Annotated in this window: 21 protein-coding genes; 10 read left to right on the top strand and 11 right to left on the bottom strand. The window is 72.9% G+C overall.

The features are described 5' to 3' along the window. Positions 1 to 209 precede the first annotated feature (209 nt). Positions 210 to 905, top strand: coding sequence for a maleylpyruvate isomerase family mycothiol-dependent enzyme (locus AB0M28_RS01715; protein ID WP_365395981.1), 696 nt, complete (start codon positions 210 to 212; stop codon positions 903 to 905). Between the two features lie 95 nt (positions 906 to 1000). Then, positions 1001 to 1666 carry an MBL fold metallo-hydrolase gene (locus AB0M28_RS01710; protein ID WP_365395978.1) on the top strand — a complete coding sequence of 222 codons (666 nt, stop codon included), beginning with the start codon at positions 1001 to 1003 and terminating at the stop codon, positions 1664 to 1666. 38 nt (positions 1667 to 1704) lie between these two features. Here the strand turns inward: AB0M28_RS01710 and AB0M28_RS01705 are convergent, their stop codons facing one another. Beyond that, positions 1705 to 2166 (bottom strand): DUF6174 domain-containing protein, encoded by a 462-nt coding sequence (locus AB0M28_RS01705; RefSeq protein WP_365395976.1) that lies wholly within the window; start codon positions 2164 to 2166, stop codon positions 1705 to 1707. 100 nt (positions 2167 to 2266) lie between these two features. Here AB0M28_RS01705 and AB0M28_RS01700 point away from each other — a divergent pair, with 100 nt between their 5' ends. Continuing rightward, on the top strand, positions 2267 to 3310 hold the full coding sequence (locus AB0M28_RS01700) for a S66 peptidase family protein (RefSeq protein WP_365395973.1): 1044 nt from the start codon (positions 2267 to 2269) through the stop codon (positions 3308 to 3310). Between the two features lie 58 nt (positions 3311 to 3368). Here AB0M28_RS01700 and AB0M28_RS01695 read toward each other — a convergent pair whose 3' ends face one another. Next, positions 3369 to 3668 carry a hypothetical protein gene (locus AB0M28_RS01695; RefSeq protein WP_365395970.1) on the bottom strand — a complete coding sequence of 100 codons (300 nt, stop codon included), beginning with the start codon at positions 3666 to 3668 and terminating at the stop codon, positions 3369 to 3371. A 162-nt stretch (positions 3669 to 3830) separates the two neighbouring features. Between AB0M28_RS01695 and AB0M28_RS01690 the strand changes: the two genes are divergently transcribed. Beyond that, positions 3831 to 5099, top strand: a complete 1269-nt coding sequence (locus AB0M28_RS01690; protein WP_365396180.1) for an MFS transporter — start codon at positions 3831 to 3833, stop codon at positions 5097 to 5099. 125 nt (positions 5100 to 5224) lie between these two features. Here the strand turns inward: AB0M28_RS01690 and AB0M28_RS01685 are convergent, their stop codons facing one another. The 7 genes from AB0M28_RS01685 to uvrB all read right to left on the bottom strand — a co-directional run bounded on the left by AB0M28_RS01685 (position 5225) and on the right by uvrB (position 17292). Beyond that, positions 5225 to 6505 carry an SWIM zinc finger family protein gene (locus tag AB0M28_RS01685; RefSeq protein WP_365395967.1) on the bottom strand — a complete coding sequence of 427 codons (1281 nt, stop codon included), beginning with the start codon at positions 6503 to 6505 and terminating at the stop codon, positions 5225 to 5227. Next, positions 6505 to 9246 (bottom strand): DEAD/DEAH box helicase, encoded by a 2742-nt coding sequence (locus AB0M28_RS01680; protein ID WP_365395964.1) that lies wholly within the window; start codon positions 9244 to 9246, stop codon positions 6505 to 6507. The genes AB0M28_RS01685 and AB0M28_RS01680 overlap by 1 nt, the downstream gene beginning before the upstream one ends. Before the next feature lie 109 nt (positions 9247 to 9355). Continuing rightward, entirely contained in the window at positions 9356 to 10360 is a 1005-nt protein-coding gene (locus AB0M28_RS01675) for a TerC family protein (protein WP_365395961.1), read from the bottom strand. 167 nt (positions 10361 to 10527) lie between these two features. After that, positions 10528 to 11622 (bottom strand): winged helix DNA-binding domain-containing protein, encoded by a 1095-nt coding sequence (locus tag AB0M28_RS01670; protein ID WP_365395958.1) that lies wholly within the window; start codon positions 11620 to 11622, stop codon positions 10528 to 10530. Between the two features lie 36 nt (positions 11623 to 11658). Then, positions 11659 to 13608: a TerD family protein gene (locus AB0M28_RS01665; protein WP_365395955.1), complete on the bottom strand. Its 1950-nt coding sequence runs from the start codon at positions 13606 to 13608 to the stop codon at positions 11659 to 11661. 52 nt (positions 13609 to 13660) lie between these two features. Next, the gene (locus AB0M28_RS01660) at positions 13661 to 14239 is read right to left on the bottom strand and encodes a TerD family protein (RefSeq protein ID WP_365395952.1); all 579 of its coding nucleotides are present in this window, start codon (positions 14237 to 14239) and stop codon (positions 13661 to 13663) included. A 911-nt stretch (positions 14240 to 15150) separates the two neighbouring features. Next, positions 15151 to 17292, bottom strand: coding sequence for an excinuclease ABC subunit UvrB (gene uvrB, locus AB0M28_RS01655; RefSeq protein ID WP_365395949.1), 2142 nt, complete (start codon positions 17290 to 17292; stop codon positions 15151 to 15153). Between the two features lie 358 nt (positions 17293 to 17650). Between uvrB and AB0M28_RS01650 the strand changes: the two genes are divergently transcribed. Beyond that, a complete protein-coding gene (locus tag AB0M28_RS01650) occupies positions 17651 to 18595 on the top strand; it encodes a glycerophosphodiester phosphodiesterase family protein (protein ID WP_365395947.1) in 945 nt (314 codons plus the stop codon). Between the two features lie 102 nt (positions 18596 to 18697). Here the strand turns inward: AB0M28_RS01650 and AB0M28_RS01645 are convergent, their stop codons facing one another. Then, complete coding sequence (locus AB0M28_RS01645; RefSeq protein ID WP_365395944.1) at positions 18698 to 19525, bottom strand: MHYT domain-containing protein; 828 nt, start codon at positions 19523 to 19525, stop codon at positions 18698 to 18700. Between the two features lie 213 nt (positions 19526 to 19738). Between AB0M28_RS01645 and AB0M28_RS01640 the strand changes: the two genes are divergently transcribed. The 4 genes from AB0M28_RS01640 to AB0M28_RS01625 all read left to right on the top strand — a co-directional run bounded on the left by AB0M28_RS01640 (position 19739) and on the right by AB0M28_RS01625 (position 25487). Next, complete coding sequence (locus tag AB0M28_RS01640) at positions 19739 to 20266, top strand: methylated-DNA--[protein]-cysteine S-methyltransferase (RefSeq protein ID WP_365395941.1); 528 nt, start codon at positions 19739 to 19741, stop codon at positions 20264 to 20266. A gap of 85 nt (positions 20267 to 20351) precedes the next feature. Further along, positions 20352 to 21632 carry an MFS transporter gene (locus tag AB0M28_RS01635; RefSeq protein WP_365395938.1) on the top strand — a complete coding sequence of 427 codons (1281 nt, stop codon included), beginning with the start codon at positions 20352 to 20354 and terminating at the stop codon, positions 21630 to 21632. 32 nt (positions 21633 to 21664) lie between these two features. Then, positions 21665 to 22204, top strand: a complete 540-nt coding sequence (locus AB0M28_RS01630; protein ID WP_365395935.1) for a DUF1697 domain-containing protein — start codon at positions 21665 to 21667, stop codon at positions 22202 to 22204. A 142-nt stretch (positions 22205 to 22346) separates the two neighbouring features. Further along, entirely contained in the window at positions 22347 to 25487 is a 3141-nt protein-coding gene (locus tag AB0M28_RS01625) for an alpha-N-acetylglucosaminidase TIM-barrel domain-containing protein (RefSeq protein WP_365395932.1), read from the top strand. A 7-nt stretch (positions 25488 to 25494) separates the two neighbouring features. Here the strand turns inward: AB0M28_RS01625 and AB0M28_RS01620 are convergent, their stop codons facing one another. Beyond that, entirely contained in the window at positions 25495 to 26019 is a 525-nt protein-coding gene (locus AB0M28_RS01620; protein WP_365395929.1) for an HAD domain-containing protein, read from the bottom strand. 72 nt (positions 26020 to 26091) lie between these two features. Between AB0M28_RS01620 and AB0M28_RS01615 the strand changes: the two genes are divergently transcribed. Beyond that, positions 26092 to 26646: an RNA 2'-phosphotransferase gene (locus AB0M28_RS01615; protein ID WP_365395926.1), complete on the top strand. Its 555-nt coding sequence runs from the start codon at positions 26092 to 26094 to the stop codon at positions 26644 to 26646. The last annotated feature ends 64 nt before the right edge of the window (positions 26647 to 26710 follow it).

Raw genomic sequence — 26710 nt, 5'->3', positions numbered from 1 at the left:
GGGAGGCCCAAATTGATGTGCGAGCTTCCCCGGACGGGAGCCTATAGCACGTGTATTCGATTTTGCCGGAGAACCCGCCACCGCGCGCCGCGCACCGGCCCCCTGGCGAGCCGGAACCCGCCGCACCCGGGCAGACCCCTCCGTCACCGACACGCTAGCGTCAGGGTCTGACAATCCCGTCCGGCCCAGCATTCCCGGAGGTCAACGCCATGCCCGACGCCGCACCCGACCTTGAGCTCCTGCGGGATGCGACCGACCGCCTGCTGGCCGCCGCGGCCGGGCTGGACGACGCCGCCCTCGCCGAGCCCAGCCTGCTCCCCGGCTGGACCCGCGGCCATGTGCTGGCCCATCTCGCCCGTAACGCGGACGCCCTGGTCAACGTGCTGACCGGCCGGCCCATGTACGCGAGCGCCGAGGCCCGCGACGCGGACATCGAGGCCGGCGCCCCGCGCCCCCTGGCCGCGCAGCTGGACGATCTGCGGGAGACCGCCGCCCGGCTCGACGCCGCCTTCGACGCCCTCTCCCCCGCCGACTGGGACGCCCGCTGCGAGCTGCGCAACGGCGTCACGGACGTCAAGGCCCGCATCCCCTTCCGGCGGCTGCAGGAGGTCGAGCTGCACCACGTCGACCTGGGCACCGGCTACACGCTGGAGCAGGTACCGGAGGCGTTCACCGGCAAGGAGATCGACTTCCTGACCCGGCGCTTCGCCGGCAACGACACCGTCCCCGCCCTCACCGTCACCGCCGCCGACGGCCGTGTCTGGCGTACGGGGCGCGAGGCGGGCGAGCCGCTCACGGTGACCGGCGAGGCGCCCGCGCTGATGGGGTGGCTGTCGGGCCGTACGAAGGGCGAGGGTGTGACCGGCGCGGACGGCTCCGGGTTGCCGGCGCTGCCGCCGCTCTGACGGGGACGCCCCGTCCCGAGCGCAGCCGCCGCTCCGACCCGGACGCCCCGCCCCCAAGGGCTGCCGGTACTCCCGCGCTCTGAAAGACTGGCGCCATGACGTGGACGCAATACACGGGCAGGGTGACGGTCGGCGGCCCCGCGCAGACCCACGAGCTCGAGGCGCTGATGATCTCCAAGGTCGCGGTCGGCCCGATGGACAACAACGCGTACGTGCTCCGCTGCCGCGCCACCGGCGAGCAGCTGCTGATCGACGCCGCCAACGAGCCGCGGACGCTGCTGACCCTGGTCGGCAACGACGGCCTGGCCTCCGTCGTCACCACGCACCAGCACCAGGACCACTGGCAGGCCCTGGCGGACGTGGTCGCGGCGACGGGCGCCCGGACGCTCGCCGGCCGGTACGACGCCGAGGGGATCGCCGTCCCCACCGACGTCCTGGTGGACGACGGCGACCCGGTCCGGGTCGGCCGTGTCGAGCTCACCGCCCGGCACCTCTCCGGCCACACGCCCGGCTCGATCGCCCTGGTCTACGACGACCCGCACGGGCACCCGCACGTCTTCACCGGGGACTGCCTGTTCCCGGGCGGCGTCGGGAACACGTGGGGCGACGCGGAGCGGTTCGTCTCGCTGCTCGACGACGTGGAGACCAAGCTCTTCGACCGGCTGTCCGACGAGACCTGGGTCTACCCGGGCCACGGCAACGACACGACGCTGGGCACCGAGCGCCCGCATCTGAAGGAGTGGCGCGAGCGCGGCTGGTGACACGGGGCGGCGGGCCCGGCGCGCAGGGGCGCCCGGGCTCACCCCACCGCGTACGCGCTGACGCGGTAGCAGAACTCGTCGTCCACGGACCGCTCGTCGGGATCGACCTCGATCCGTACGGGATGCCCGTCCGCCTCGTCGAACTCCGCCTCCGCCAGGTCCGCCCCCGCCTCCCGGGCCCGCTGGTACTCCGCCAGCACCTGGCCCAGGGTCAGGGCGGCGCTCCGCGGCGCCGCCCGCGCCCCCTCGTCCAGCGGCTCCACGCCGCTCACCTCGCGGCCGGCGACCCGGATGCGGAACAGGCCCAGGAAGCCGCGTTCACCGCACCGGGAGTCGATGGTGAAGGAGTAGTCGGCGGGCTCCTCCCAGGCGGGCCGGCCGGCCGTCGCGGTGGCCTCCGGTTCCGCGCACCCCGCGAGCCCGAGGAGCGCCGCGCCGGCGGTCAGCGCGGCCGCCGCGCGGCCTGCGAGGGAACGCGCCGCCGGGCCCGGGCGCCTCACGTCTGTCGTCGTCACGCCGCTGGGACGTGACACCGCGGCCGCCGGTTCCCGCCCGGTAATCCATTGGTCGCCCGGCCGCGCACGGGCCTAGGCTCCGGTCATGCTGACACCCGCGTATCCGCCCAAGCCCGCAGCCGGCGACCGCGTCGCCGTGCTCTCGCCCTCCTTCGCCGGTCCGGCCCTCTTCCCGCGGCCGTTCGAGCTCGGACTCAAGCGGCTCGTGGAGGAGTTCGGGCTGCAGCCGGTGGAGTACGCGACCACCCGCGTGCACGCGACGCCGCAGGACCGGGCCCGGGACATCAACGCGGCCTTCGGCGACCCGGACATCAAGGCGGTCTTCTCCAGCATCGGCGGCGAGGACCTCATCACCGTGCTGCCGTACCTGGACCGCGCGCTGATACGCGCCAACCCCAAGCCGTTCTTCGGCATGAGCGACAACACGTCGCTGCTCATGTACCTGTGGAACACCGGCATCGTCGGCTACCACGGCGCCACCGTGATGACGGTCCTGGGCCGCCCCGCCGGCATCCACCCGTTCTCCGGCGAGTCCGTACGCGCCGCGATCTTCGGACCGGAGGAGTACGAGCTGACCCCGGCGCCCGAGTTCAAGACGATCGACTCGGACTGGCGCGAGGAGGACACCTGGACCACCGCGCCGGAGATGGAACCCGGCACGGGCTGGATCTGGCACAACGCCGACCGGGTCGTGGAGGGTGTGAGCTGGGGCGGCTGTCTGGAGATCGTCGCCTGGCAGCTGATGGCCGACAGCGAGATCCAGCCGGACCTCTCGGCGTACGACGGCGGCGTGCTGCTCCTGGAGACCTCCGAGGAGATGCCCTCCGCCACCGAGGTCTTCCGCACGCTGCGCAACATGGGGGAGCGCGGTCTGCTCCAGCGCTTCCCGGCGCTGCTGATGGGCCGGGCGAAGACGTGGTCCTTCGAGCAGCCCAACGACCCGCCCGCCCGCGAGCGTTACGCCAAGGAGCAGCGCGAGGCGGTGCTGAAGGCGCTGGCGGCGTACGCCCCCGACACGATGGCGGTCTTCGACGTGGACTACGGCCACACGGACCCGCAGCTGGTCCTCCCGTACGGCGGCCGGATCCGGGTCGACGGGCCGGGGCGGCGGATCTCGGTGACGTACTGAACCGGACGCCCGTCCGCGGTTCGCGGGGAGCCCGCCGGGGGCTCCCCGCACGCCGCGGTCACCGCTCCGTCCGCTCCCGCAGGTCGCAGTTGGTGAACACCGGCGGGGAGCTGCACAGGGCCGTCATCTGCGCGGCGAACTCCTGCACCTCGGGCAGTCCGTTGTTGCGCATGGCCTCGTCGTACGACTCGAACTCGACCACCGTCAGATAGCGGTTCGGCTTGTCGCGGTCCTTGAGCGAGGTGATCCGGCGCGGTCCGCCGGGCGTCCCCTCCCGCTCCTTGCGGAACCGCTCGCCGAGGGCCTGCATCTCGTCGATGCGGTCCGTCTCGTAGTCGATGATCTGGATGAACTCCACGGTGTCACCTCGTTGACCTCGGCGCCGGCCGTACGGGCGCCTCTCGGGTCAACCAGACCACCGGCACGCAACCCGGGCAAGTGGGGAATTCCCTACGCCGGTGTCCGAAGCGGTGCGGACGTCGTTGGGCGGAGCGTGACCGCCCAGCCGCACGCTCCCTCGCTGACCAGGCTCGCAGCGGCGTCCCTGGCGGGGACAGCCATCGAGTTCTACGACTTCCTCGTCTACGGCACCGCGGCGGCCCTCGTCCTGGGCCCGCTGTACTTCCCGTCCTTCTCCCCCATGGCCGGCACGCTGGCGGCCTTCGCCGCGTTCGGTGCGGGGTTCGTCGCCCGGCCGCTCGGCTCGGTGCTGTTCGGCCATATCGGCGACCGGCACGGGCGGCGGCCGGTGCTCATCTGGTCGCTGCTGCTGACGGGCGGGGCGACGGTCGCGGTGGGCTGTCTACCGACGTACGCGCAGATCGGCCTGGCGGCCCCGCTGCTGCTGGTGGCGCTGCGCTTCCTGCAGGGGCTGGGCGTGGGCGGCGAGTGGGGCGGGGCGGTGCTGCTGATGGCCGAGCACGCGCCCGCGCACCGCCGCGCCCTGTGGACGAGCTTCCCGCAGCTCGGCGGCCACGTCGGCTTTCTGCTGGCGAACGGCACGACGCTCGCCCTGTCCGCGGCGCTGACGGACGCCCAGTTCCGCTCGTGGGGGTGGCGGGTGCCGTTCTGGGCGGCGGGCGTGCTGGCGGCGCTGGGGCTGCTGCTGCGGCGCTCGCTGACGGAGACGCCCGCGTTCGAGGGGCTGGCCGAGCGGGCGGAGGTCCCGTTCGTGGAGGTCGTACGGGACCACTGGCGCCGGGTGCTGCTGGCGGCCGGGGCGGTGTCGATCGGGTTCGCGGTGTTCTACACGGTGACGACGTGGGCGCTGGCGTACGCGACGGCGCAGCTGGGCGTGAGCCGCACGCTGATGCTGGCGCTGATCATGGCGGCGGTGGCGCTGGCGACGTGCGCGGCCCCGTTCCTGGCCACGCTGGGCGACCGGTACGGCCGCCGCGCGCTGTGCCTGACGGGGGTGGTGGCGCTCGCCGTGTGGACCTTCCCGATGCTGTGGCTGCTGCAGTCGGCGCGCCCGGCGGCGATCTTCACGGCGGTGCTGGTGACGTTCCTGGCCCTGGCGCCGACGCTGGCGGTGGTCGCGGCGTACCTCCCGGAGCTGTTCGCCCCGCGCATCCGCTGCACGGCGGCCTCGCTCAGCTACAACCTGGCCGGCATCGTGGGCGGCGCCCTCACCCCCCTGGCGGCCACGGCCCTGACCCCACCGGCAGGCGTCCCCTGGACGGTGGGCCTGTACCTCCTGACGGTGGCCCTCCTGAGCCTGTCGTGCTTCACGACGCTCCCGGAGACGGCGCTGCGCAGATCCGCGGTGCCGGCGGAGGCCCCTGCCTAAGCGCGCCACCCGCGCGCTGCGAACCACGGCGGACGCACCACCCTGCGGGCGGCTGGGCCGCCCAGGGGGCGGCACGGGCGGGCGCAGCGGCCCCCCAGCGGGAGCGCCCCCCGTGACCAACCGCGCTACGCCGCAGCGGCCAGCAGCGCCGTGAGCGCCCCCACCGGATCCGCGTCCGGCTGCCCGGTGGGCCAGAAGTCCAAGGAACCCGGATCGGCCGTGTACGGATACCACCGCTTGTCGCGCCCGTACCGCAACTGCAACCCCCGCGCCTCGTCCGTGAGCCGATTGCGATGCGGCCGCAGCGCCGGAAGATCCGCAGCGACGAACGCCGGCCGCGCCCGGTCGAACGGACCAGCCGGCGGATCCCAGGGCTCCTCCAGCACCCGCAGCCCCTCCGCACCGCCCTGCCGCCAGGCAGCGACCGCCCGAGCGATCTGCCCGGGAGCACGATCCGCACCCGCCGCGAGGCGCGCGTGCAGCGCACGCCCCGCGCCCGTGAGCCCCGACGTCGGCAGCGCGGCCAGCAGCCGCACCGCGTCCTGCCAGGGCGTCAGGGCATCCGGCGGAGCCGGATACGCGGCCACCCCCCGCGAAAGCCACCCGTACGCCCGGGAAGCCGCGTCCGCGGCCAGCACCTCGAGCGCCGGCGCGTCCACCGCCGCGGGCGCGTCGGGCAGCGCCGGCCCCTGCCCCGGCACGGGCGGCACGGGCAGCGGCGGAGGCAGCGGCGGCAGCGCCGCCACCCGCAGGGCGTCCGCCGCCGGAACACCGGCGACCTGCGGCGAGCGGACCTCCCGCGCACCCGCGAGCGCGTTGCGCCGCCCGAGGTCCGCGAGGAGCTCCGTCTCGCCCCGCCCCCGGACCAGCAGCAGCACGAACGGGTCCGCGTCCAGCAGCCGCGCCGCCTGGTAGATCAGCGCCGCCGCGTGCTTGCACGGATGCCCCGTGTCGGGACAGGAGCAGTGCGGGTCCAGATCGCCGGGACCGGGCAGCAGCCGCACGCCCGCCGTGGCCGCCGACTCGGCGAGGGTCTGCGGCATGTCCTTGTCCAGCAGCGCCGCGAGATGCCCGGCCTGGGCGGCGGCGGCCGAGAGGAACCGGTCCCACTGCTCGTCGGTGAAGGTGCGCAGCCGCACCTCCGCCCGGTACGGCCGCGTCCGGCTGCCCTGGACCTGCGCGGCGATACGCCCGGGAGTGACCGTGATGTCGAGGACGTGCCCGCCGCGCGCGTACGTGCGGCCGCGGCTCAGCCGCCCCGTCTCCAGCGAGGTCTCCTCCAGCGCGTCGATCCACGCCCGCCCCCACCACGACTCCGCGAACGGCGCCCGGCTGCCCTTGCGCGAGGGGAACGGCGGGAAGTCGCGCCGCCGGTCGCCGGCGGCCCGCCCGGTGGGTGTGCTCATCACGCCTCCCTCCGCAGGGCGACCAGCTCGCGGAGCTCCGTGTCCGTCAGCTCCGTCAGCGCCGACTCCCCCGCCCCGCCGAGCACCGCGTCGGACAGCGCCCGCTTGGTGTGCAGGAGTTCGTCGATACGGTCCTCCACCGTGCCCTCCGTGATCAGCCGGTGCACCTGGACGGGCTGGGTCTGGCCGATCCGGTACGCGCGGTCCGTGGCCTGTTCCTCCACCGCCGGGTTCCACCAGCGGTCGAAGTGGACGACATGGCCGGCGCGGGTGAGGTTCAGCCCCGTGCCCGCAGCCTTCAGCGAGAGGAGGAAGACGGGGACCTCGCCGTCCTGGAAGCGGTCCACCATCCTTTGGCGCTGGTCCACCGGCGTACCGCCGTGCAGCAGCTGGGACTCGATGCCCTGCGCGGTGAGGTGCCGCTCCAGCAGCCGGGCCATCGTGACGTACTGCGTGAAGACCAGCACCGATCCGTCCTCCGCGAGGATCGTCTCCAGCAGCTCGTCCAGCAGTTCCAGCTTCCCGGAGCGGCCCGCCAGCGCGTGGGTCTCCTCGCGGAGGAACTGCGCGGGGTGGTTGCAGATCTGCTTCAGGGCCCCCAGCAGCTTCATCACCAGTCCGCGCCGCGCCATCCCGTCCGACTCGGCGATGTCGTCCAGCGCCTCGCGGACCACCGCCTCGTACAGCACGGCCTGTTCCTTGGTGAGCGCCACCGGATGGTCGGTCTCCGTCTTCGGCGGCAGCTCGGGGACGATGCCCGGGTCGGACTTGCGGCGGCGCAGCACGAACGGGCCGACCAGGCGGGAGAGCCGGGCCAGCGCCTCCGCGTCGCCCTCGCTCTCGATGAGGCGGGCGTGCCGGGCGCGGAAGTTCTTCAGCCCGCCGAGCAGGCCGGGGGTGGTCCAGTCGAGGATCGCCCAGAGTTCGGAGAGGTTGTTCTCCACCGGGGTGCCCGTGAGCGCCACGCGCGCGGGCGCGGGGACGGTGCGCAGGGCGGTGGCGGCGGCGGAGTAGGGGTTCTTGACGTGCTGCGCCTCGTCGGCGACGACCAGGGACCAGTCGTGGGCGGCGAGTTCGGGGGCGCTGGCGCGCATGGTGCCGTACGTGGTGAGGACGAAACCGCTGTCCGCGCCGTCGAGGGAGCGGCCAAAGCCGTGGTAGCGGTGGACGGGCAGTCCCGGGGCGAACTTCTCGATCTCCCGCTGCCAGTTGCCGAGGAGGGACGCCGGGCAGACGACGAGCGTGGGGGCGCTGGGGGCGCGGTGCAGATGGAGCGCGATGACGGTGATGGTCTTGCCCAGGCCCATGTCGTCGGCGAGGCAGCCGCCGAGGCCGAGGGAGGTCATCAGGTCGAGCCAGGACAGTCCGCGGAGCTGGTAGTCGCGCAGCGGCAGTTCGCTGGTAAGGGGCGCCGCCCCTTGCGTGAGCCTGTTACGCAGCTGGGCAAGCGTGCCCTGCGGCCGGACGGCCACCCGCTCGCCCTCGATCTCCGTCTCGCCGGTGAGGGCGAGGCCCAGCGCGTCGACGGGGTCGAGCAGGCCGAGGTTGCGCTTGCGGGCCTTGCGGACCAGGGCGGGGTCCACGACCACCCAGCGGTCGCGCAGCTGCACCATCGGGCGGTGCGCCTCGGCGAGGCGGTCCATCTCCTCCTCGGTCAGCGGCACTCCGGCGAGCGAGACCTGCCAGCGGAACTCCAGCAGCCGCTCGGCGTCGAAGAAGCTCGTCTCGTTCGACGCGGAGCCCGGCGCCGGGCGGACCACGGCCGTCGCGGTCAGCCCGCGCACCAGCGTCTTCGGCCAGTGCACGGCGATGCCGGCCGCCGCCAGCCGCTGGGTGCCGGGACCGAGCAGGTCGTACAGCTCGTCCGCCTCCAGCGCCATCCAGTCCGGCACGGGCTTGGCCAGCAGCCGCTCCAGCGGCGGCCAGAGCCGGGCGGCGCGGCGCAGCGCGAGCACGGTGTCGACGCGGGCGCGCGGGCCGAGGAGGTCGCCGCCGGCACCGGTCCACAGCTCGGCGGCGTCCGCCAGCAGGGTGGGATCGGCGAGGCTGTGCACCTGGACGACGAGGGTGACGGGCCGCGCGTCCGCCTCGTACAGCTCGTGGGCCGCCATGTGCAGGCGCAGGCTCAGCCGTACGCCGGCGTCGGCGCCCGCGGCGACCTCGGCCGCCCAGTCGGCGAGGCGGGGCAGCTCGTGGGCCTCGGGGGCGGCGTACGGCCCGCCGGCCAGCAGCGCGGCGCCCGGGGTGCGGGGCAGCGTGTCGGCGACGGCGTCGAGGAACGCGCGCAGGAGGCCCTCCGCGTCGGGCAGGACGGGCGGCCCGTCGCCGGGCAGCGGCACGGCGCGGGCCTCCCAGGGCAGTGCGGCCGCGATGGCGCGGACGTGCACGAGGTCGTCGGCGTCGAGCGGGCCGGCCCGCCACGCGTCGGCGCCCTCCGGGGTCAGCCCGGGCAGCAGGCGGCCCCGGGCGACGAGCTGGAGCGCGTGCTGGGCGGCGGCGCCCCAGGCGGCGGTGGACCGATGGGCGTGCAGGTCGTGCCGGGCCGCGGTGAGCAGCGGGAGGGCGTCGGCGACGGTCAGCAGCCGGACGGGGACGCGGCGGACGGCGACCCCGTCGCCGTCGGGCAGCGCCACGTCCAGTTCGCCGTCGGCGCCGGGCGGCGGCGTGCCGTCGGGATGCCACACGGCGAACCGCCCCTGCCGGGGCAGGGGGGCGGGGAGGAAGACGACGGCGCTGACCACGGCTTCGAGTCTAGGGCGGGGGTCTGACGCTCCCGGCCGCAACGAGCGAGCGCCCGCCGCATCCCGAGGAGACCAGGACGTGCGGCGGGCGCTGTCAGAGGGCCCTCGCTCAGGTGCGGTCGGCCGGCTCACCCTCCGCGGTGTCGGCCTCGGCCGCCGCCGCGGCCTCCGCGTCCAGCTTCCGCGACGCCCGCAGGCTGGTGATGGTCGTGATGACCAGCACGAGGCAGATGAAGCCGAGCGAGAACGGAATTCCGATCTCCGGTACGTGCACCCCGGACTCGTGCAGCGCGTGCAGCACCAGCTTGACGCCGATGAAGCCGAGGATGATCGACAGGCCGTAGCTGAGGTGGACCAGCTTCTTCAGCAGACCGCCGATGAGGAAGTACAGCTGGCGCAGGCCCATCAGGGCGAAGGCGTTCGCCGTGAAGACGATGTACGGGTCCTGGGTGAGACCGAAGATCGCCGGGATGGAGTCCAGGGCGAACAGGATGTCGGTCGTGCCGATCGCCAGCATCACGACCAGCATCGGCGTGATCAGCCGCTTGCCGTTCTCCCTGATGACGAGCTTGGTGCCGTGGTAGCGGTCGGCGACCGGGAAGCGCTTCTCGATCGCCTTGATCAGCTTGCTCTCCTCGTACTCCTCGTCGTGCTCCTCCGCACGGGCCTCCTGGATGAGCTTCCAGGCGGTCCAGATCAGGAAGGCGCCGAAGATGTAGAAGACCCAGGCGAAGCTGGAGATGATCGCCGCGCCCGCGGCGATGAAGATCCCCCGCAGCACCAGCGCGATCAGCACGCCGACCATCAGCACCCGCTGCTGGTAGATCGTGGGCACGGCGAACTTGGCCATGATCAGGACGAAGACGAAGAGGTTGTCGACGCTCAGCGACTTCTCGGTGATGTAGCCCGCGAAGAACTCGCCGGAAGCCTGGGTCTCGCCCATGAACAGCAGGCCGAGTCCGAAGAGCACGGCCAGCACGACCCAGACGATCGTCCAGATGCCGGCCTCCTTCGTGGAGACCTCGTGCGGTTTGCGGCCGATGAAGAAGTCGACGGCGATGAGGGCGCAGAGACCGACCACGGTCACCACCCACATGGTCAGTGAAACGTCCACCTGTTCCTCCAGGGACCTCGGTCCCGATCAGCGTCGCCGGTCGGCCGGGCCCCCACCACTCGGGATGACGGTAGGGAGGAGCAGATCCCCCCGGGACCAACGACTCTATAGGCTTCACCAAGGAAAGGTAAAGCTCTGTACAAACTCGCAGGTGGGAGGCGCTTTACTCAGACCTGCTCCCAGCGCACCCGGGGTTCCGCCCCGCCCAGCAGCCCCGACAGCCGGGCCACCTCCGCCCGTACGGCCTCCTCCTCGGCGGCCGTCAGCGGCCCATACGCGCGCACCCGGACGGTGTCCTCGTCCACCGGCCGCCACTCCCCCCGTACGAAGCCGTCGACCAGGAACATCGGCACGCCGGCGGACGCCTCCTTAGCCGTCCGGCGGCGGTCGTCCTCGGCGATGATCCTGGCCCGGTCCCGGTGGCCCTGCAGCACGTTGTCGAAGGCCGGGAGCAGGCGGACCGGCGCGGGCAGGTCCGGGTCGGCGAGGACGGCGTCCGGATGGTCGAACAGCTCGCGGCCGTCCTCGTCGTACAGGACCCGCAGCCGGGGCCGCAGGGCCTCGACGGCGGGGCGGAGCCGCGTCACGCCCGCCCAGGACTGCAGGTCCATGACGGTCGCCGGGCCGAAGGCCGCCAGATAGCGCAGGATCATCGTCTCGAAGCGCGGGCCGTCCGCCAGCTCCGTCCCGGTGAACTCCGCCGCCCGCGCCACCGCGACCGGCCGCGAGTTCCAGCCGCCCCAGGTGCCGGCGGGCAGCGGATGGACCAGCGGGTCCAGCACCTCGTAGCCCGCCTGCAGCATCGCGGCCTTGCGGCCGGGGAAGCGCTCCGCCAGCAGCGCGCCCAGCTCACGGCGCGGCAACGTGCGGCCGGCCAGCAGCTCGCGGCCCGCCGCGACCAGCTCGTCCAGGTCCAGGCCCTCGAGGTGCGGGCGGAAGTACGCGGTGCGCAGCGCGGCCGTGACGACCGGCTCGACCGTCGGCCGCAGCCAGCGGAAGTCCTCCGCGGCGGCGAGATGCACGGTGCGGCGGATCATGGTGGCGCGTACGACGCTGCGGTCCGCCAGCAGTCGTACGAGGTCGTCCTTGGCGAAGCCCTCGATCCGGGTCCACAGGCCGACGTAGGGCCAGTTGTGCTCCTGCGCCTGGACGGCGACGAGCCGCCTGATCACGTCGTACGGCGGGACCGCCGACGTACGGGCGAGGAGGAACTGGCGCTGGAGCAGCGTGCGGTTGAGCGTGCGCTGGGTGAGCGGCGGCATCCGGTGATTATCGGCCACCGGGCGGCCTCCGAGAGGTCAGCTCGGCATCGACCTGCGGGCCGCGCCGACCTGGGCCAGGACCTGCGTGAGCACCTGGCTGCCGGGCGGCACCATGACCGGCTCGTACGTCCAGGCGTGCCCGATCCACGGGTCCGCCAGATGGTCCTCCGGTACGGGCGTGACGCGCAGCAGCTTGCGCCACAGCGGATCGAGCAGCGGGCCGTACGCGGCGGACTCCTGGCGGTCGGCGACCAGCATCAGGTGCACGCCCACGGAGGGGCCCTCGTCGGCGAGGTAGCGCAGCTGGGTGATCGACCGGTCGTCGAAGCCGTGCGGGAAGTCGTGGACGACCAGCAGCTGGTCGGCCGTGTCGATGTCCGGCGGCAGCGCGTCGGCGGCGCCGCTGCGGATCGCCATCTGCACCAGGTCGACCCGCTGGGTCAGCTTGGCGAGCACCGACTGCACGCCGCCCGCCCCCGTCGCCGGCGGAGCGGCCAGCGAGCCGGAGCTCACCAGGGGGGCGAGCGCCGTGCCGGCGCCGCCCGCCGGGTCGATGACGTGGACGCCGAAGTCGCCCGCCGGGTAGATGGCGAGCAGCCGGGCCGCGATGGAGGCGGCGAGCGCCAGCCCCTGGCCGCGGACCTCGTCGGCGTCCGCCAGCCCGAACGTGTCGCGCGCGCCCGTGTCGATCCACAGACCGCGCTCCAGCGGCAGCCGGATCAGCATCGGGATGCGCAGGCCGCCGGCCTCCTCCAGGGACAGGTCGCCCAGCCGCAGCGCCATGGGGTGCTCGGTGGGTACGCGGTAGCCGTGCCAGACGGGGTTGTCCCAGCGGGCGTACTGCGGCGGCAGCGCCGGCTCGACGACGTCCGCCTCGGCCTTCAGCTGGGCGATGTCGCGGTCGAGGGAGGCGCGGGCCTGGTCCACCAGCTGGATGTGGCGGGCGCGGGCCGTCTCCCGGGCGGCGTCGGCGACGGGGCCGACGCGGGTGCGGGGGTCGGACAGAACGCCCTCCAGCTCCCGCTCCATCCGCGAGTCGGCGAAGTCGACGGCGCTGCGGTACGCGGCGACGGTCCGGGCCAGGTCCTCGAACATGCCCCAGACCTGGTTGTACAGCCGCTCCTCCATCGACCAGCCGGTCGCGTCGCCCGCGACGGGGACGCGGGGTTCGCCGGGCTGCGGCTGCGGCGGGGCGGCGGGCGGGGGCGTGGGGGTGGTGGCGCGGGTCGGGTGCTGGTAGTTGACGCCGCCGGCGGGGGTCGGCTGCGGTGTGGGCTGCGCCGGCGCGGGGGTGGGCTGCGGCGTGGGCTGCGGTGGGGGTGTGAAATGGCGGGTGGGGTGCTGGTAGTTGACCCCCGTCGTACGGCCGCCGCCCTGCGGCGCCGGACGGCTGCCGTTCGAGGGGCCGGCCGGGGCCGCGCCCACGGCGCGGGCGAGTCCGTCGGCCACGGCGTCGTTGATCCGGGCGGCCAGCTCGGCGGCCTGCGGCAGACCCTGGTCGGCGAGCATCGCGGCGAGGCCGCCGGCGTAACCCTGGCCCACCGCGCGGACCTTCCAGGCGCCCTGGCGCTGGTACAGCTCCAGAGCGAAGACGGCCGACTCGGAGTCCAGACCGGTGATGGTGAAGCTGGCGATCTCCGCGCCGTCGAGGGCGGTGACCGCCGTGTACGGGGCGGCGAGGGTGCCGAAGCGCTCCGGGCCGCCCACGCCGGTGGGCAGGGCCAACAGGACACTGACCTTGCGGACCTCGTCGGGGAGCGCGCCCAGGTCGACCGCCAGCCGCTGCTCGGCGGCGGCCTGTCTGGGCAGCTCCAGACCGGGGAGGACGGGCTCGCCCGGGTGCCCGACCCACTCGGGGCGGGGCACCCGGCCGTGCTCGTCGGTGAGGGTGACTCCGGCGATCACGGGCACGTTCGCCGTGAGTCGGATCTCCAGCCGTGCCCCGGGCAGCGGGTGGTTCTGCCCATGCACCAGCTCGGCCGTCATTCCTGCCCCTCCCCTGTCGGTGCGTCCTGCGGCCCTCGGCCGCGTCTCCGGTCTACAGATGCGGCAGGATCGCCGGCATCAGGTCCTGGAACGTACGGCCGTTGGCCGGCGAGCCGATGGCGGTCATCGTCCAGCCGCCGCCGGAACGGGTCACCTTCGCCATGATCTGCGCGGTGGAGTTGCCGCCGCCCGTCAGGGTGTAGCGGGCCAGCTCCTGGCCGTTGGTCTCGTCGACCAGGCGGCAGAACGCGTTCTGCACCTCGGCGAACGTCTGGCCCGTGAAGGAGTTCACGGTGAAGATGATCTGGTCGATGTGCACGGGTACGCGCTGCAGGTCGACGAGGATCGACTCGTCGTCGCCACCCTGGCCGGCGCCGCCGACGAGGTTGTCACCGGTGTGGCGGACGGAGCCGTCGTCGCTGGTGAGGTGGCGGAAGAAGACGACATCGACGGGCTGCTTGTCGGCGAACAGCACCGCCGAGGCGTCGAGGTCGATCTCCCGCGTCCGGGAGCCGAAGAGACCCCGGCGGGGGGCCGCCTGCCAGCCGAGGCCCATACGGACGGCGGACAGGCTGCCGCCTCCGGACTTCTCCAGGCTGATCGCCTGCCCCTTGGACAAGTTGACGCTCACGACGGTCCCCTCCTCGGTCGCACGTGCCACCGCCTGCGGCGCGGCTTTGTACGGCCACCCTATTCGGCTCGGGCCGGCGTTCGCGCGGGGGGTTTCGTCATTTGTGGCGGTCTTGTTGCATCGCCGCGCGTGGACCTCCGGGTTCTGCGGTCCGCGCCCCCGTGGCGTCCGGGCTCCGCCGGTGGGCGGACGGGTCGCCTTGCGCCGGCTTGCGCGGATCGGCGCTGCGCGCCTCGTCCTCAAACGCCGGACGGGCTGGGAAGGGTGCCGGTCGCGCTCGAATCGTCCGGTCGCGCCGGCGCCTGCGGCGCGATTCGGCGCTCCGCGCCTCAGTCCTCAAACGCCGGACGGGCTGGATCCGGTGCCAGTCACGCTGCGATTGTCCGGTGTCGCTGGCGCCTGCGGCGCGGTTCGGCGCTGCGCGCCTCAGTCCTCAAACGCCGGACGGGCTGGGGGTGCGGTTGCGTCGGCTGACGCGTTTCGGGCTTCGCCCGAAGTCCTCAAACGCCGGACGGGCTATGGGGGTGTCTGGCTCAGCTGCGCATCTCGACGTCCCCTGGGCACGCTTGCGCGCACGACCCCCACCGCCACCAGCCCCAGACCCGGCCCCAGCCCCAGACCCGGCCCCAGCCCCAGGCCTGGCCTGGCCCCGGCCTCAGCCCCAGGCCCGGCCTCAGCCCCAGACCCAGGCCCAGACCCAGCCCCAGACCCAGGCCCAGACCCAGGCCCAGCCCAACGACGGCGCCGACCTGGGTGTGCTTGCGCGCACGGCTTCGTCTCTGATCCCCAGGCGCCGACGTCAGGTAAGGCAACCCGTAACGGGTGGTGTGTGGGTGGGGGCAATCCCCGCGCCGGAGGCGCGGGGCGGCGCCGGTCGCGGGACGCGAACCGCGCAGGCGCAACGCGACGCCCTACCCCAACCCCGCCTCCCTCATCTGGCGGAGCTCCTTCTTCATCTCGTGTACCTCGTCCCGCAGCCGCGCCGCCATCTCGAACTGGAGCTCCGCCGCGGCCCCCCGCATGCGTTCCGTCATGTCCTCGATCTGCTGGGCCAGCTCCGCCACCGGTGTGTCCGTCGGTGTCCCCGACGCCTTTGCCGCCTTCTTCGCCTTGCCGCCCAGTGCCGGCACCGGCGACCGCGTGCCCGCGCCGTCCTTCTTCGCCGCTGCGGGGCGCGAGGAGCGGTAGCCCGTGCCGAGGAGCTGCTCCGTGTCGACGTCCTCGCGGGCGATCTGCGCGACGATGTCGTTGATCTTCTTGCGCAGGGGCTGCGGATCGATGCCGTTCGCCTTGTTGTAGGCGACCTGCTTCTCGCGTCGCCGGTTCGTCTCGTCGATGGCCTTCGCCATCGCCGGCGTGATCTTGTCGGCGTACATATGGACCTGGCCGGAGACGTTGCGCGCGGCGCGGCCGATCGTCTGGATCAGGGACGTGCCGGAGCGCAGGAAGCCTTCCTTGTCCGCGTCGAGGATCGCGACCAGGGAGACCTCGGGCAGGTCGAGGCCCTCGCGGAGCAGGTTGATGCCGACCAGCACGTCGAACTCGCCCGCGCGCAGCTCTCGCAGCAGCTCCACGCGGCGCAGCGTGTCGACGTCGCTGTGCAGGTAGCGGACCTGGATGCCGAGCTCCAGGAAGTAGTCCGTGAGGTCCTCGGCCATCTTCTTGGTGAGCGTCGTGACGAGGACCCGCTCGTCCTTCTCCGTCCGCTTGCGGATCTCGTGCACGAGGTCGTCGATCTGGCCCTCGGTGGGCTTGACCACGACCTCCGGGTCGACCAGGCCCGTCGGGCGGATGATCTGCTCGACCACGCCGTCGCCGCGCGAGAGTTCGTACGGGCCGGGGGTCGCCGACAGGTAGACCGTCTGCCCGATGCGCTCCAGGAACTCCTCCCACTTCAGGGGACGGTTGTCCAGCGCGGACGGCAGCCGGAAGCCGTGGTCGACCAGGGTCCGCTTGCGGGAGGCGTCGCCCTCGTACATCGCGCCGATCTGCGGCACCGTGACGTGCGACTCGTCCAGGACGAGGAGGAAGTCGTCCGGGAAGTAGTCGAGGAGGGTGTACGGCGGGGAGCCCGTGTCGCGGCCGTCCATGTGCAGGGAGTAGTTCTCCACGCCCGAGCACGTGCCGATCTGCTGCAGCATCTCCAGGTCGTATGTCGTGCGCATGCGCAGCCGCTGCGCCTCCAGCAGCTTGCCCTCCTTCTCCAGGACCGTGAGCCGCTGGGCGAGCTCCGTCTCGATCCCGGTGATGGCCTTCTGCATCCGCTCGGGGCCGGCGATGTAGTGCGAGGCGGGGAAGATGTACGCCTGCTGGTCCTCGCTGATCACCTCGCCGGTGAGCGGGTGCAGCGTGGACAGGGCCTCGACCTCGTCGCCGAACATCTCGATCCGGACGGCCAGCTCCTCGTACACCGGGAAGATCTCGATGGTGTCGCCGCGCACCCGGAACGTGCCGCGCGTGAACGCCTGGTCGTTGCGCGTGTACTGGATGTCGACGAAGCGCCGCAGCAGCTGGTCCCGGTCGATCTCCTCGCCGACCCGCAGCGGGACCATCCGGTCGACGTACTCCTGCGGCGTGCCCAGGCCGTAGATGCAGGAGACGGACGCGACCACGATCACGTCGCGGCGGGTGAGGAGGGAGTTCGTCGCGGAGTGCCGCAGCCGCTCGACCTCCTCGTTGATCGAGGAGTCCTTCTCGATGTACGTGTCCGTCTGCGGAACGTACGCCTCGGGCTGGTAGTAGTCGTAGTAGGAGACGAAGTACTCGACGGCGTTGTTCGGCAGCAGCTCGCGGAACTCGTTCGCCAGCTGGGCGGCGAGGGTCTTGTTCGGCGCCATCACCAGGGTCGGCCGCTGCATCCGCTCGATCAGCCAGGCGGTCGTGGCCGACTTGCCGGTGCCGGTCGCGCCGAGCAGGACGACGTCCTTCTCACCGTCCTTCAGCCGCTGCTCCAGCTCGTTGATCGCGGTGGGCTGGTCACCGCTGGGCTGGTAGGGGCTGACGACCTTGAAGGGGGTCGCCATACTGCGTTCGATCTGGGAAACGGGCCGCATGGATCCACCGTACGACCCACCACCGACAATCCGCGGCCTCCCGGCCGGAGGCCCCGGCCCCGCCGGAGCGGCAGGCCCGGCCCGCCGGGACGGCAAGCGCTTCCACCGCTCCGGGCGCAAGGGGGCGGTTCCGGCCGTACGGGATCACCCGAAGCGGCCGAAACCACCCGCCCTACTGGTGCGTATCCCGCCTTCACCTGGGTGATGCCGCCGTTCACGGTCTGGCCGTCCCACGCCTGTCCGCCCGTCGCCCGCGGCTGTGAGTCTCGACGGGTGTCCGCGATCTCGCGCAGGATTCCGCACGGGATCCGGACAGTTCCAACAGTTCGGCACACGAAACGACATCGAGGAGTCCGGGATGCAGTCCCGCACCGCCATCCGCCCGACCCTTACCAGCCCGACCCCCACCCGTCCGAGCGCCACCCGCCTGACCGCCGCCCTCCTGGGGCTCGCCGCGGCCCTGCTCACCACCTCCCCGGCGAGCGCCGCCGAGCCCGACCGCGGCGTCGTCACCATCGCCCACCGCGGCGCCTCCGCCTACGTCCCCGAGAACACGCTGGCCGCCATCGACGCCGCCCGCGACATGGGCGTCGACTGGGTCGAGAACGACGTCCAGCGCACCAAGGACGGCGTACTCGTCATCCTGCACGACCCGACGCTGGCCCGGACCACGGACGTGGAGCAGAAGTTCCCCGGGCGCGCCCCGTGGAACATCACGGACTTCACCTGGGCGGAGATCTCCACCCTGGACGCCGGCAGCTGGAAGGGCCCGCAGTGGGCGGGGCTGAAGGTGCCGAGCCTGGAGCAGTACATGAACCGGGTCGAGGACAACGACCAGAGCCTGGTGCTGGAGATCAAGCAGCCCCAGCTGCACCCGGGGCTGGCCGAGGACACGGTCGACGAGCTGGACCGGCTGGGCTGGCTGAACCGGACACACGTGGAGAAGAAGCTGGTCGTCCAGTCCTTCGACGCCGAGTCGATCAAGACGGTGCACCGGCTGCGGCCTGACGTGAAGACCGGTTTCCTGGGCACCCCGGCGATCGCCGACCTGCCCGCGTACGCCGCCTTCGCCGACCAGATCAACTCCAACCAGGGCACCATGTCGGCCGGGTACTACGCCGCCGTACACGCCCTGACCGGCCCGCACGGGCGGCCGCTGGAGGCGTTCACCTGGACCGTCGACGACCCGGCGGCCGCGGTGCGGCTGGCGGACCAGGGCGCGGACGGGATCATCACGAACAAGCCGGACCAGGTGGCCAAGGCGCTCGCCGACGCGGGCCACGCGTCCCACGGCGAGGACTGACGACGCGCACGCACGAGGCGGGTGCTTCCCGGTGGGTCACCGGGAAGCACCCGCCTCGTCTCTGTCTCCACGGGCCGCGGAACACCGCCGCCGTACGAACCCTCAGGAGCGCCGCTCGAACATCGACGGCTCCGCCACCGAGGGGTCCTCGCCCCGCGGCTCCGGGATCCGGCCGTCGCTGTCGCGGTGCCGCCACTCCCGCTCCAGCGGGTCCATGCCGACGAACAGGCCCACGAAGACCAGCAGCAGTACGGGACCGATCAGGATCGGGGCCAGGATCTCCGCGGGCGTCCGGCCGGTGAGCGCGCCCTTGGCCGCGGTGAGGTGGACGCTCAGCGCCTCCATCGCGGTGTAGTGCATGCCGGAGACGGCCACGCCCATGATCAGCGCGGCGCCCACGGCGACACCGAACTTCTTCACCGTCATCGACAGCCACAGGGCCGCGGTCGCGGCCACCACGGCGATGACGACGGAGAGGATGACGACCGACGCCGAGTACACCTGTTTGGCGCCGTCCATGCGCATGCCAGCCATGCCCAGATAGTGCATACAGGCCACGCCCAGGCCGGTGATCATGCCGCCGCCCGTCAGCGCGAGCGGCGTGCGGCCCTTGTAGCCGACCAGGAACACGCCCACGCCGACGACCACGACGGCCACCACGAGGCTGGCCAGCGTGACGGGCAGGTCGTAGTTGATCTGCACGTCCTTGGCCGTGAAGCCCATCATCGCGATGAAGTGCATGGTGAAGATGCCGGTGCCGATGGCCACGGCGCCCAGCGCCAGCCAGGCCACGCGTCTTGCCGGCTCCACCGCCAGCGCGCGCATGGTGCAGCGCAGTCCCAGGGCACTGCCGAGGGCTGCCGCGCAGAAGGCGGTGACAGGAGTGAGCAGGTCGTACGTGAATCCGTCGACCGGAACCGCACCTTGCACGCGATATCTCCCTGAATGCTGGGCATTGGACCGTGATCAGTCTCAAGCGGAAGTTGGTTGTGCGGGGCAGCCATTGATGCTAGTAGGACTGGCGTGCGGGAATCGTCAGTTAGGACGGACTTGGGTTCGTCGATATCCAATCGGTACACCGTCTGACAAGTGGTAGCGGAGGGGCCACGGGGAGTGTCAGTGGCATCGCCTACGCTGCCCGGCATGAATGGTTCCGTTGTCGGCTGGCGTGTGATGGACACCCCGATCGGCCCGCTGCTGCTCGCGGCGACTCCGGCCGGACTGGTCAAGGTCGCGTTCCATACGGACGAGGCGTCGGCCGGTCCCGTGCTGGAGCGCCTCGCGGAGCGGCTGGGCGCGACGCCCGAGCCCGCCGCCCTGGAGGAGCCCGTGCGGCAGCTGACCGAGTACTTCGCCGGCCGGCGGAAGGACTTCGACCTTCCGCTGGACTGGTCCCTGTCCACCGGGTTCAACCGCCAGGTGCTGAAGGAGCTCGCGGCGCACGTCCCGTACGGAGCGGTCGTCGGGTACCAGGACCTGGCGGTGCGGGTGGGCGAGCCGGGCGCGGCCCAGGCGGTGGGGCGGGCGATGGGCTCGAATCCGCTGCCCGTGGTGGTGGCCTGCCACCGGGTGGTGGAGAGCGACGGCGGGATAGGCGGGTTCGGCGGCGGACTGGAGACGAAGCGGAAGCTGCTGGCGCTGGAGGGCGTACTGCCGGAGCCGCTGTTCTAGTACCTCACCGACCCTCGAAGGTGACAGCACCGTCCTCCCAGGACACCCCTGCCACCCGAACGCCCGTTCTGGGACACTGCCAGCCGTGACAACACTCGAACAGCCCTCCTCGCAGGACACCGCCACCCTGGTCGCGGACCTGCCCCGTATCCGCCGCCGTACGACCCTGGTGCTGCTGGCCGGCCAGGTACTCGGCGGGCTCGGGGTGGCGATCGGGATCGCCCTGTCCGCCCTGCTCGCCGAGGAGGTCTCGGGATCCGAGGCGCTGTCCGGCCTCGGGCAGACGTCGACCGTGGCCGGCACGGCGGTGCTGGCCCTGCCGCTGGCGTCGCTGATGAGCCGGCGGGGACGGCGGGCCGGCCTGGTGCTGGCGTACCTCATCGGAGCGGCCGGGGCGGCGCTGGTGGTGCTCGCGGCCGTCGTCGGGAACTTCCCGCTGCTGCTGCTCGGCATGGCCGCGTTCGGCGCCGGCTCCTCCGCCAATCTGGCGGCCCGGTTCGCCGCGGCGGACCTCGCCGAGCCGGAGCGGCGCGGGCGGGCGATCGCCACCGTCGTCTGGGCGACGACCATCGGCGCCGTCCTCGGCCCCAACATCGCCGCCCCCGCCGGCCGCAGCGTCTCCGGGGCCGGGATACCCGAGGCGGCGGGCCCGTTCGTCTGGGCCACCGGGGTGTTCCTCGTCGCGGCGGTCGTGATGGCGCTGACCCTGCGCCCCGATCCGCTCCTGACCGCCCGGGCGCTGAACCCGGCGGACGCCGACCGCCCCGAGAGCCGCTCGCTGCGCGCCGCCGTACGGGCCGTCCAGGGCTCCCCCATGGCCCGGCTCGCACTGCTGACGATCGCCGTCTCGCACACCACGATGGTCGCGATCATGGTGATGACCCCGCTCGACCTGGTCCATCACGGGGCGGACATCGAGCTGATCGGCCTGGTCTTCAGCAGCCACATCCTCGGCATGTACGCCTTCTCGCCGGTGATGGGCTGGCTGGCGGACCGCATCGGCCGGATCTCGGTGATCGGCCTGGCGGTCGCCCTGCTCGCCCTCGCCGCCCTGCTGGCCGGTACGGCGCAGGGCAACCACCTGCAGAGCGCCGCCGGCCTCTTCGTCCTGGGCCTCGGCTGGTCGGCGGGCCTGGTGTCGGGCTCGGCGCTGCTCACCGACTCCGTGCCGCAGGCGTCGCGCGCCGGGGTGCAGGGGCTCGCGGACCTGTCGATGAGCTCCCTCGCGGGTGCCGGGGGCGCGCTGGCGGGCGTGGTGGTGGCACAGGCGAGTTACGGCTGGCTGAACGCCGCGGGGGCGGTACTCCTCCTTCCGGTGGCTGTCCTGGGCGTACTCACTCGTGGCAGGATGCCGCGCACGGACTGACGGAATGATCAACTCCAAGGAGGGGTCCGGGCGTGAGCAAGCAGATTGCCCTGCTCCGCGGCATCAATGTCAGCGGCCACAACAAGATCCCCATGGCCCGGCTGCGCGAGGTGCTCACGGAGCGCGGTTACGGCAACGTCGTCACCTATGTGGCCAGCGGCAACGTCGTCTTCGACGATCCGGGCACGGTGCCGGAGAAGACGGCCGTGGCCATCGAGGCCGCGATCCTGGAGGAGTTCGGTCTGCAGATCCCGGTGATCGTCCGCACGCGTGCGGAGATCGCCGAGATCGTCGCGGGCAATCCGCTGCCCGAGGGGCCGGCCGAGCCGGCCAGGTTCCTCGCCGTCTTCCTCTCCGCCGTACCGAAGGACACCTGGTTCCAGACGGACGATCCGGCCCAGTACGAGCCGGACAAGTACGTCGTCGGGGACCGTGTCGTGTACGTCTGGTGCCCGAACGGTCTGGGACGCTCCAAGCTGGCGGCGAACTTCGCGAACAAGAAGCTGGGCATCACGGCCACGGCCCGGAACTGGAACACGGTCCTGAAGATCCTGGAGCTGGCCGAGGGCTGAGCGCGATCGGCCACGCGGCCTGGGCCGCACTCCGCCACACGGCCCGCACGCCTCTGGGACACCGCCCGGGCGCCTCCTTGACATGAGCGTGATCCTGCTCGAAGATCCCCCAAATCGCGCAGGATTACGCAGGAGTTGCCTCATGAGTCCTCTCGACCGACGGCGTTTCCTCACCTCGACCGGCGTCCTCGGCGTTACGGCCGCCCTCTCCGCGAACGCGAACGCGGGCGCGGCCGCGAGCGCCGCCACCCCCGCGGGCGACGGACAGGCCGCGGACCCGCCCTTCGACCCCGCCCCCGCCGCGGAGGCGCTGGAGCGGCTGCTGCCCGGCCACCACACGCAGTTCGAGCTGCGCGCCCTGGCCGCCCCGGCACCCGGGGACGACCACTACCGCGTCGAGGGCGCCTCCGGCCGCATCGTGGTCTCCGGCACCACCCCCGCCGTACAGCTGGCGGGCGTCGGCGCGTATCTGCGCCGGACCGCGCACGCGCACATCTCCTGGACCGGCGAGCAGCTCGACCTGCCCGAGCGGCTGCCCGCCCCGGCCGAGCCGCTGACCGGCCGGGCGAACGTCCCGCACCGCTTCGCGTACAACGACACCAGCGAGGGCTACACAGGCGCGTACCGCGACTGGCCGCAGTGGGAGCGGGCGCTGGACGTCCTCGCACTGCACGGCATCAACGAAGTCCTGCTGTACGTCGGCGCGGACGCCGTCTACCACGCGGTGCTGCGCGAGTTCGGCTACACCGACGCCGAGGCGCGCGCCTGGATCCCCGGTCCCGCGCACCAGCCGTGGTGGCTGCTGCAGAACATGTCCGGTTTCGCCGGGCCCGTCTCCGCCCAGCTGCTGAGCCGCCGGGCCGCGCTGGGCGGCCGGATCGCCGCCCGGATCCGGGAGCTGGGCATGACGCCCGTACTGCCCGGCTACTTCGGCACCGTCCCGGAGGACTTCGCCGCGCGCAACCCGGGCGCGAACGTCGTCCCGCAGGGCGGCTGGGTGGGCTTCACCCGGCCCGGCTGGCTCGACCCGCGCGACCCGCACTTCGCCCGCGTCGCCGCCTCCTTCTACCGGCACCAGAGCGCGCTGTTCGGCGAGGCCGGCCTGTACAAGATGGACCTGCTGCACGAGGGCGGCCTGGCCGGCAACGTGCCCGTGGGCGAGGCCGCGAAGGCCGTCGAGACGGCCCTGCGCACCGCCCACCCCGACGCGCTGTGGGCGATCCTGGGCTGGCAGACCAACCCGCGCAAGGAGATCGTGCAGGCCGTCGACCGGGAGCGGATGCTCATCGTGGACGGCCTCTCCGACCGCTTCCCCAGCGTCAACGACCGCGAGACGGACTGGCTGGGCACCCCGTACGCCTTCGGCTCCATCTGGAACTTCGGCGGCCACACCGTCCTCGGCGCCAACACCCCCGACTGGGCCGAGCTCTACCCGCGCTGGCGGGACAAGCCCGGCAGCAAGCTCGCCGGCATCGCGGCGATGCCCGAGGCCGCCGACAACAACGCCGCCGCCCTCGCCCTGCTCACCGACCTGGCCTGGACCGACGGCCCGATCGACACGCGGGAGTGGTTCCACGGCTACGCCACCGCCCGGTACGGCGCCGACGACCCGCACGCCGCCGCGGCCTGGGAGGTGCTGCGCACCACGGCGTACGGCACGCGCCGCACGGACAGCTGGAGCGAGCAGCCGGACAGCCTCTACTGCGCCCGCCCCTCCCTGACCACGACCACCGCCGCGAGCTGGGGACCGCGGGCCGAGCGGTACGACACGACGGCGTTCGACCGGGCCCTCACCGAACTCCTCGCCGTGGCCCCGGAGCTGCGGGACAGCCCGGCGTACCGCTACGACCTGATGGACGTCGCCCGTCAGGCCCTCGCCAACCGCGCCCGGCTGCTGCTCCCCCAGATCAAGGCCGCGTACGACGCGAAGGACCAGGAGCGGTTCGGCGAGCTGACCGCCCTGTGGCTGGCGTGGATCAAGCGCCTGGACCGGATCGTGGGCACCGACCGGCAGCATCTGCTGGGCCGCCATCTCGCCCAGGCCGCCGCGTGGGCGGCGGACGAGGAGGAGGCGGCGCGGCTGGACTACGACTGCCGCTCCCTGGTCACCACCTGGGGCCATCGCGCGGGCAGCGACAACGGCGGTCTGCACGACTACGCCAACCGCGAGTGGCAGGGGCTGCTCGGCGACTTCTACCACGGCCGCTGGCAGCGATACTTCGCCGAACTCGGCGCCGCCCTGCGGGAGAACCGCGCCCCCGCCGCCATCGACTGGTTCGCCCACGAGGACGCCTGGGCCCGTGACCGCGGCACGACGTACTCCGCCCAGCCCCGCGGCGACATCCACGCGCTGGCCGGCGACCTCGCCGCCTCCCTGGCCCGCGACCCGCACCAGGCCCTGCTGACGGCCTCCGCCGACCGCGCCACGCTCACCGCCGGCAGCCCCGTCACCGTCACCGCCACGCTCACCAACCGCAACGGCTTCGCCCCGGCCCAGGACGTCGCCCTCGGCCTGACCCTCCCCGACGGCGTCACCGCCGAGCCGCTCACCCCGCTGACCGCGCCGGCGCTGGCCCCGGGGCAGACCCTCACCGTCCGCTGGCGGGTGTCCCTCGCCGCCGACGGGGGCGATCTGGTGCTGCGGCTGCCGGTGCGGGCGGCGTACACGACGGCCGGGCAGCCGGCGGGTACCTCCGCCTCGGTGCGGCTGCTGAAGTCGAACGGGGTGGCCGAGCCGTACCGCACGGTCTCCTTCAACAACGCCTCCTTCGGGCAGTCCGGCGACCAGCTGGCCATCGAGGGCGGCGGCGCCGATCTGTGGGGCAACACCAAGCAGTTCGGCGCGGTCTACCTGCCCGGCGCGCTGACCGACGGCGCCACCGCCACGGTCCGCGTCACCGGCCAGGACCCCACCGGCCCGTGGGCGCGCACCGGGCTGATCGTGCGCTCCGACCTCACCGCCCAGTCGGCCAGGGGGTTCCTCAACCTCGCCCTCACCCCCGACCACGGCTGCGTCCTGTCGTGGGACAGCGACGACAACGGCACCCTCGACCGCAACGCCCCGCAGGGCTCGTACCCGGCGCCGGTGCTGCTGCGGCTGACCCGGCGCGGCGACACGTACACGGGCGAGTGCAGCACCGACGGCACGACCTGGAACCTCGTCGGCTCGGCCACCGTGCCCGGCGGCGGGACGGCCGCGGACGTCGGCGTCTTCATGACGGCGGCGGACGGCGGGGGCAACAGGCGCGGGCTGTCGACGTTCGAGGGCTTCCGCGTCGGCTGACCGAGGGCTAACCCACCGACGGACGGCGGCGGGGTGCGTCCAGCCCCGCCGCCCAGTCCTCCAGCGCCGCGAAGTCCGCCTCCGTCAGTCCGGTGCGCGGATCGACCCAGTGCAGCAGCGCCTCCCCGTCGTAACTCTCCGCGATCCACTCCTCGTCCAGCTCGCTGATCTCGTCGTCCACCCAGGCGAACGGCCGCCCGGCCGCCCACTCGGCGATCTGCCGCGTCTTCCAGTACAGCCCGTCGGGGTCCTCCTGGTGCATCGCCTTCCACTCGATCACCGGCAGCACCGGCAGCCCCAGCACGCGTTCGCCGACGACCGAGTTGGCCTCGTGCATCCACGTCGTCGCCCAGACGAGGTCGTACGGCAGCCGCAGCAGCCGCTCGCCGTGCGCGGGGTTGAGCCAGACGCGCAGCAGGCCGATGTCCAGGCCGGTGACCAGGTACGTGCTGTATCCGGGCGGCCGTTCGGGCGCGGCGTACGGGTTCAGCGGCCCGTCCACGTCCAGCAGGAGCAAGGGTGTTCCCGTCATACCCCGACGGTAGGGCCGGTCCCGGAAATCCGCTGTCGTACGCCGCTGAACGGCCCCTACTCTCGTACCAGCATGGATGAGAAGAGACTGATCAGAAGCTCCAAGAGACTGTCGCACTGCCTGCGGCACGACCCCGCGCGGTACGGCGTGAAGCTGGACGCGGCGGGCTGGGTCGAGATCGACGTGCTGCTGGCGGCACTCGACGCCCGGGGCACCCGGCTGACCAGGGACGAGCTGCAGGAGATCGTCGACGGCAACGACAAGCGTCGCTTCGCCCTCTCCGCGGACGGGCGCCGGATCCGCGCCAGCCAGGGCCACAGCGTCCCCGTCGATCTGGGGTACGAGCCGCAGGAGCCGCCGCCCGTGCTCTACCACGGCACGGTCGGCAGCTCGCTGGACGCCATCTTCCGGGACGGGCTGAGGGCGATGAACCGGCACGACGTCCATCTGTCGGGGGACGTGGCGACGGCGCTGCGCGTCGGCAACCGCCGCGGCCGACCGGTCGTCCTGGCCGTGGACGCGGCCCGGCTGCACGCGGACGGCGCCGAGTTCCGGCGCAGCGCGAACGGGGTGTGGCTGGTGGCCGAGGTGCCGCCCGGGTATCTCACGGTGCACGGAGGGGAGTAGGCTCCACCCGCCGCGGAGGGGAGTGGGCTCCACCCCGGTTCGATCAAGCCGCTAAGGTCATGCG

Source organism: Streptomyces sp. NPDC051940 (assembly GCF_040680895.1).
Classification (GTDB): Bacteria; Actinomycetota; Actinomycetes; order Streptomycetales; family Streptomycetaceae; genus Streptomyces.
This window is presented reverse-complemented; position numbering and strand designations above follow the sequence as displayed.

What these genes read in the sequence shown, in the direction of transcription:
- AB0M28_RS01685 (WP_365395967.1), bottom strand. Translation starts at nt 6,505, where the DNA reads ATGAGCACACCCACCGGGCGGGCCGCCGGCGACCGGCGGCGCGACTTC.
- AB0M28_RS01710 (WP_365395978.1), top strand. Translation starts at nt 1,001, where the DNA reads ATGACGTGGACGCAATACACGGGCAGGGTGACGGTCGGCGGCCCCGCG.
- AB0M28_RS01625 (WP_365395932.1), top strand. Translation starts at nt 22,347, where the DNA reads ATGAGTCCTCTCGACCGACGGCGTTTCCTCACCTCGACCGGCGTCCTC.
- AB0M28_RS01620 (WP_365395929.1), bottom strand. Translation starts at nt 26,019, where the DNA reads ATGACGGGAACACCCTTGCTCCTGCTGGACGTGGACGGGCCGCTGAAC.
- uvrB (WP_365395949.1), bottom strand. Translation starts at nt 17,292, where the DNA reads ATGCGGCCCGTTTCCCAGATCGAACGCAGTATGGCGACCCCCTTCAAG.
- AB0M28_RS01715 (WP_365395981.1), top strand. Translation starts at nt 210, where the DNA reads ATGCCCGACGCCGCACCCGACCTTGAGCTCCTGCGGGATGCGACCGAC.
- AB0M28_RS01615 (WP_365395926.1), top strand. Translation starts at nt 26,092, where the DNA reads ATGGATGAGAAGAGACTGATCAGAAGCTCCAAGAGACTGTCGCACTGC.
- AB0M28_RS01670 (WP_365395958.1), bottom strand. Translation starts at nt 11,622, where the DNA reads ATGCCGCCGCTCACCCAGCGCACGCTCAACCGCACGCTGCTCCAGCGC.
- AB0M28_RS01665 (WP_365395955.1), bottom strand. Translation starts at nt 13,608, where the DNA reads ATGACGGCCGAGCTGGTGCATGGGCAGAACCACCCGCTGCCCGGGGCA.
- AB0M28_RS01650 (WP_365395947.1), top strand. Translation starts at nt 17,651, where the DNA reads ATGCAGTCCCGCACCGCCATCCGCCCGACCCTTACCAGCCCGACCCCC.
- AB0M28_RS01640 (WP_365395941.1), top strand. Translation starts at nt 19,739, where the DNA reads ATGAATGGTTCCGTTGTCGGCTGGCGTGTGATGGACACCCCGATCGGC.
- AB0M28_RS01700 (WP_365395973.1), top strand. Translation starts at nt 2,267, where the DNA reads ATGCTGACACCCGCGTATCCGCCCAAGCCCGCAGCCGGCGACCGCGTC.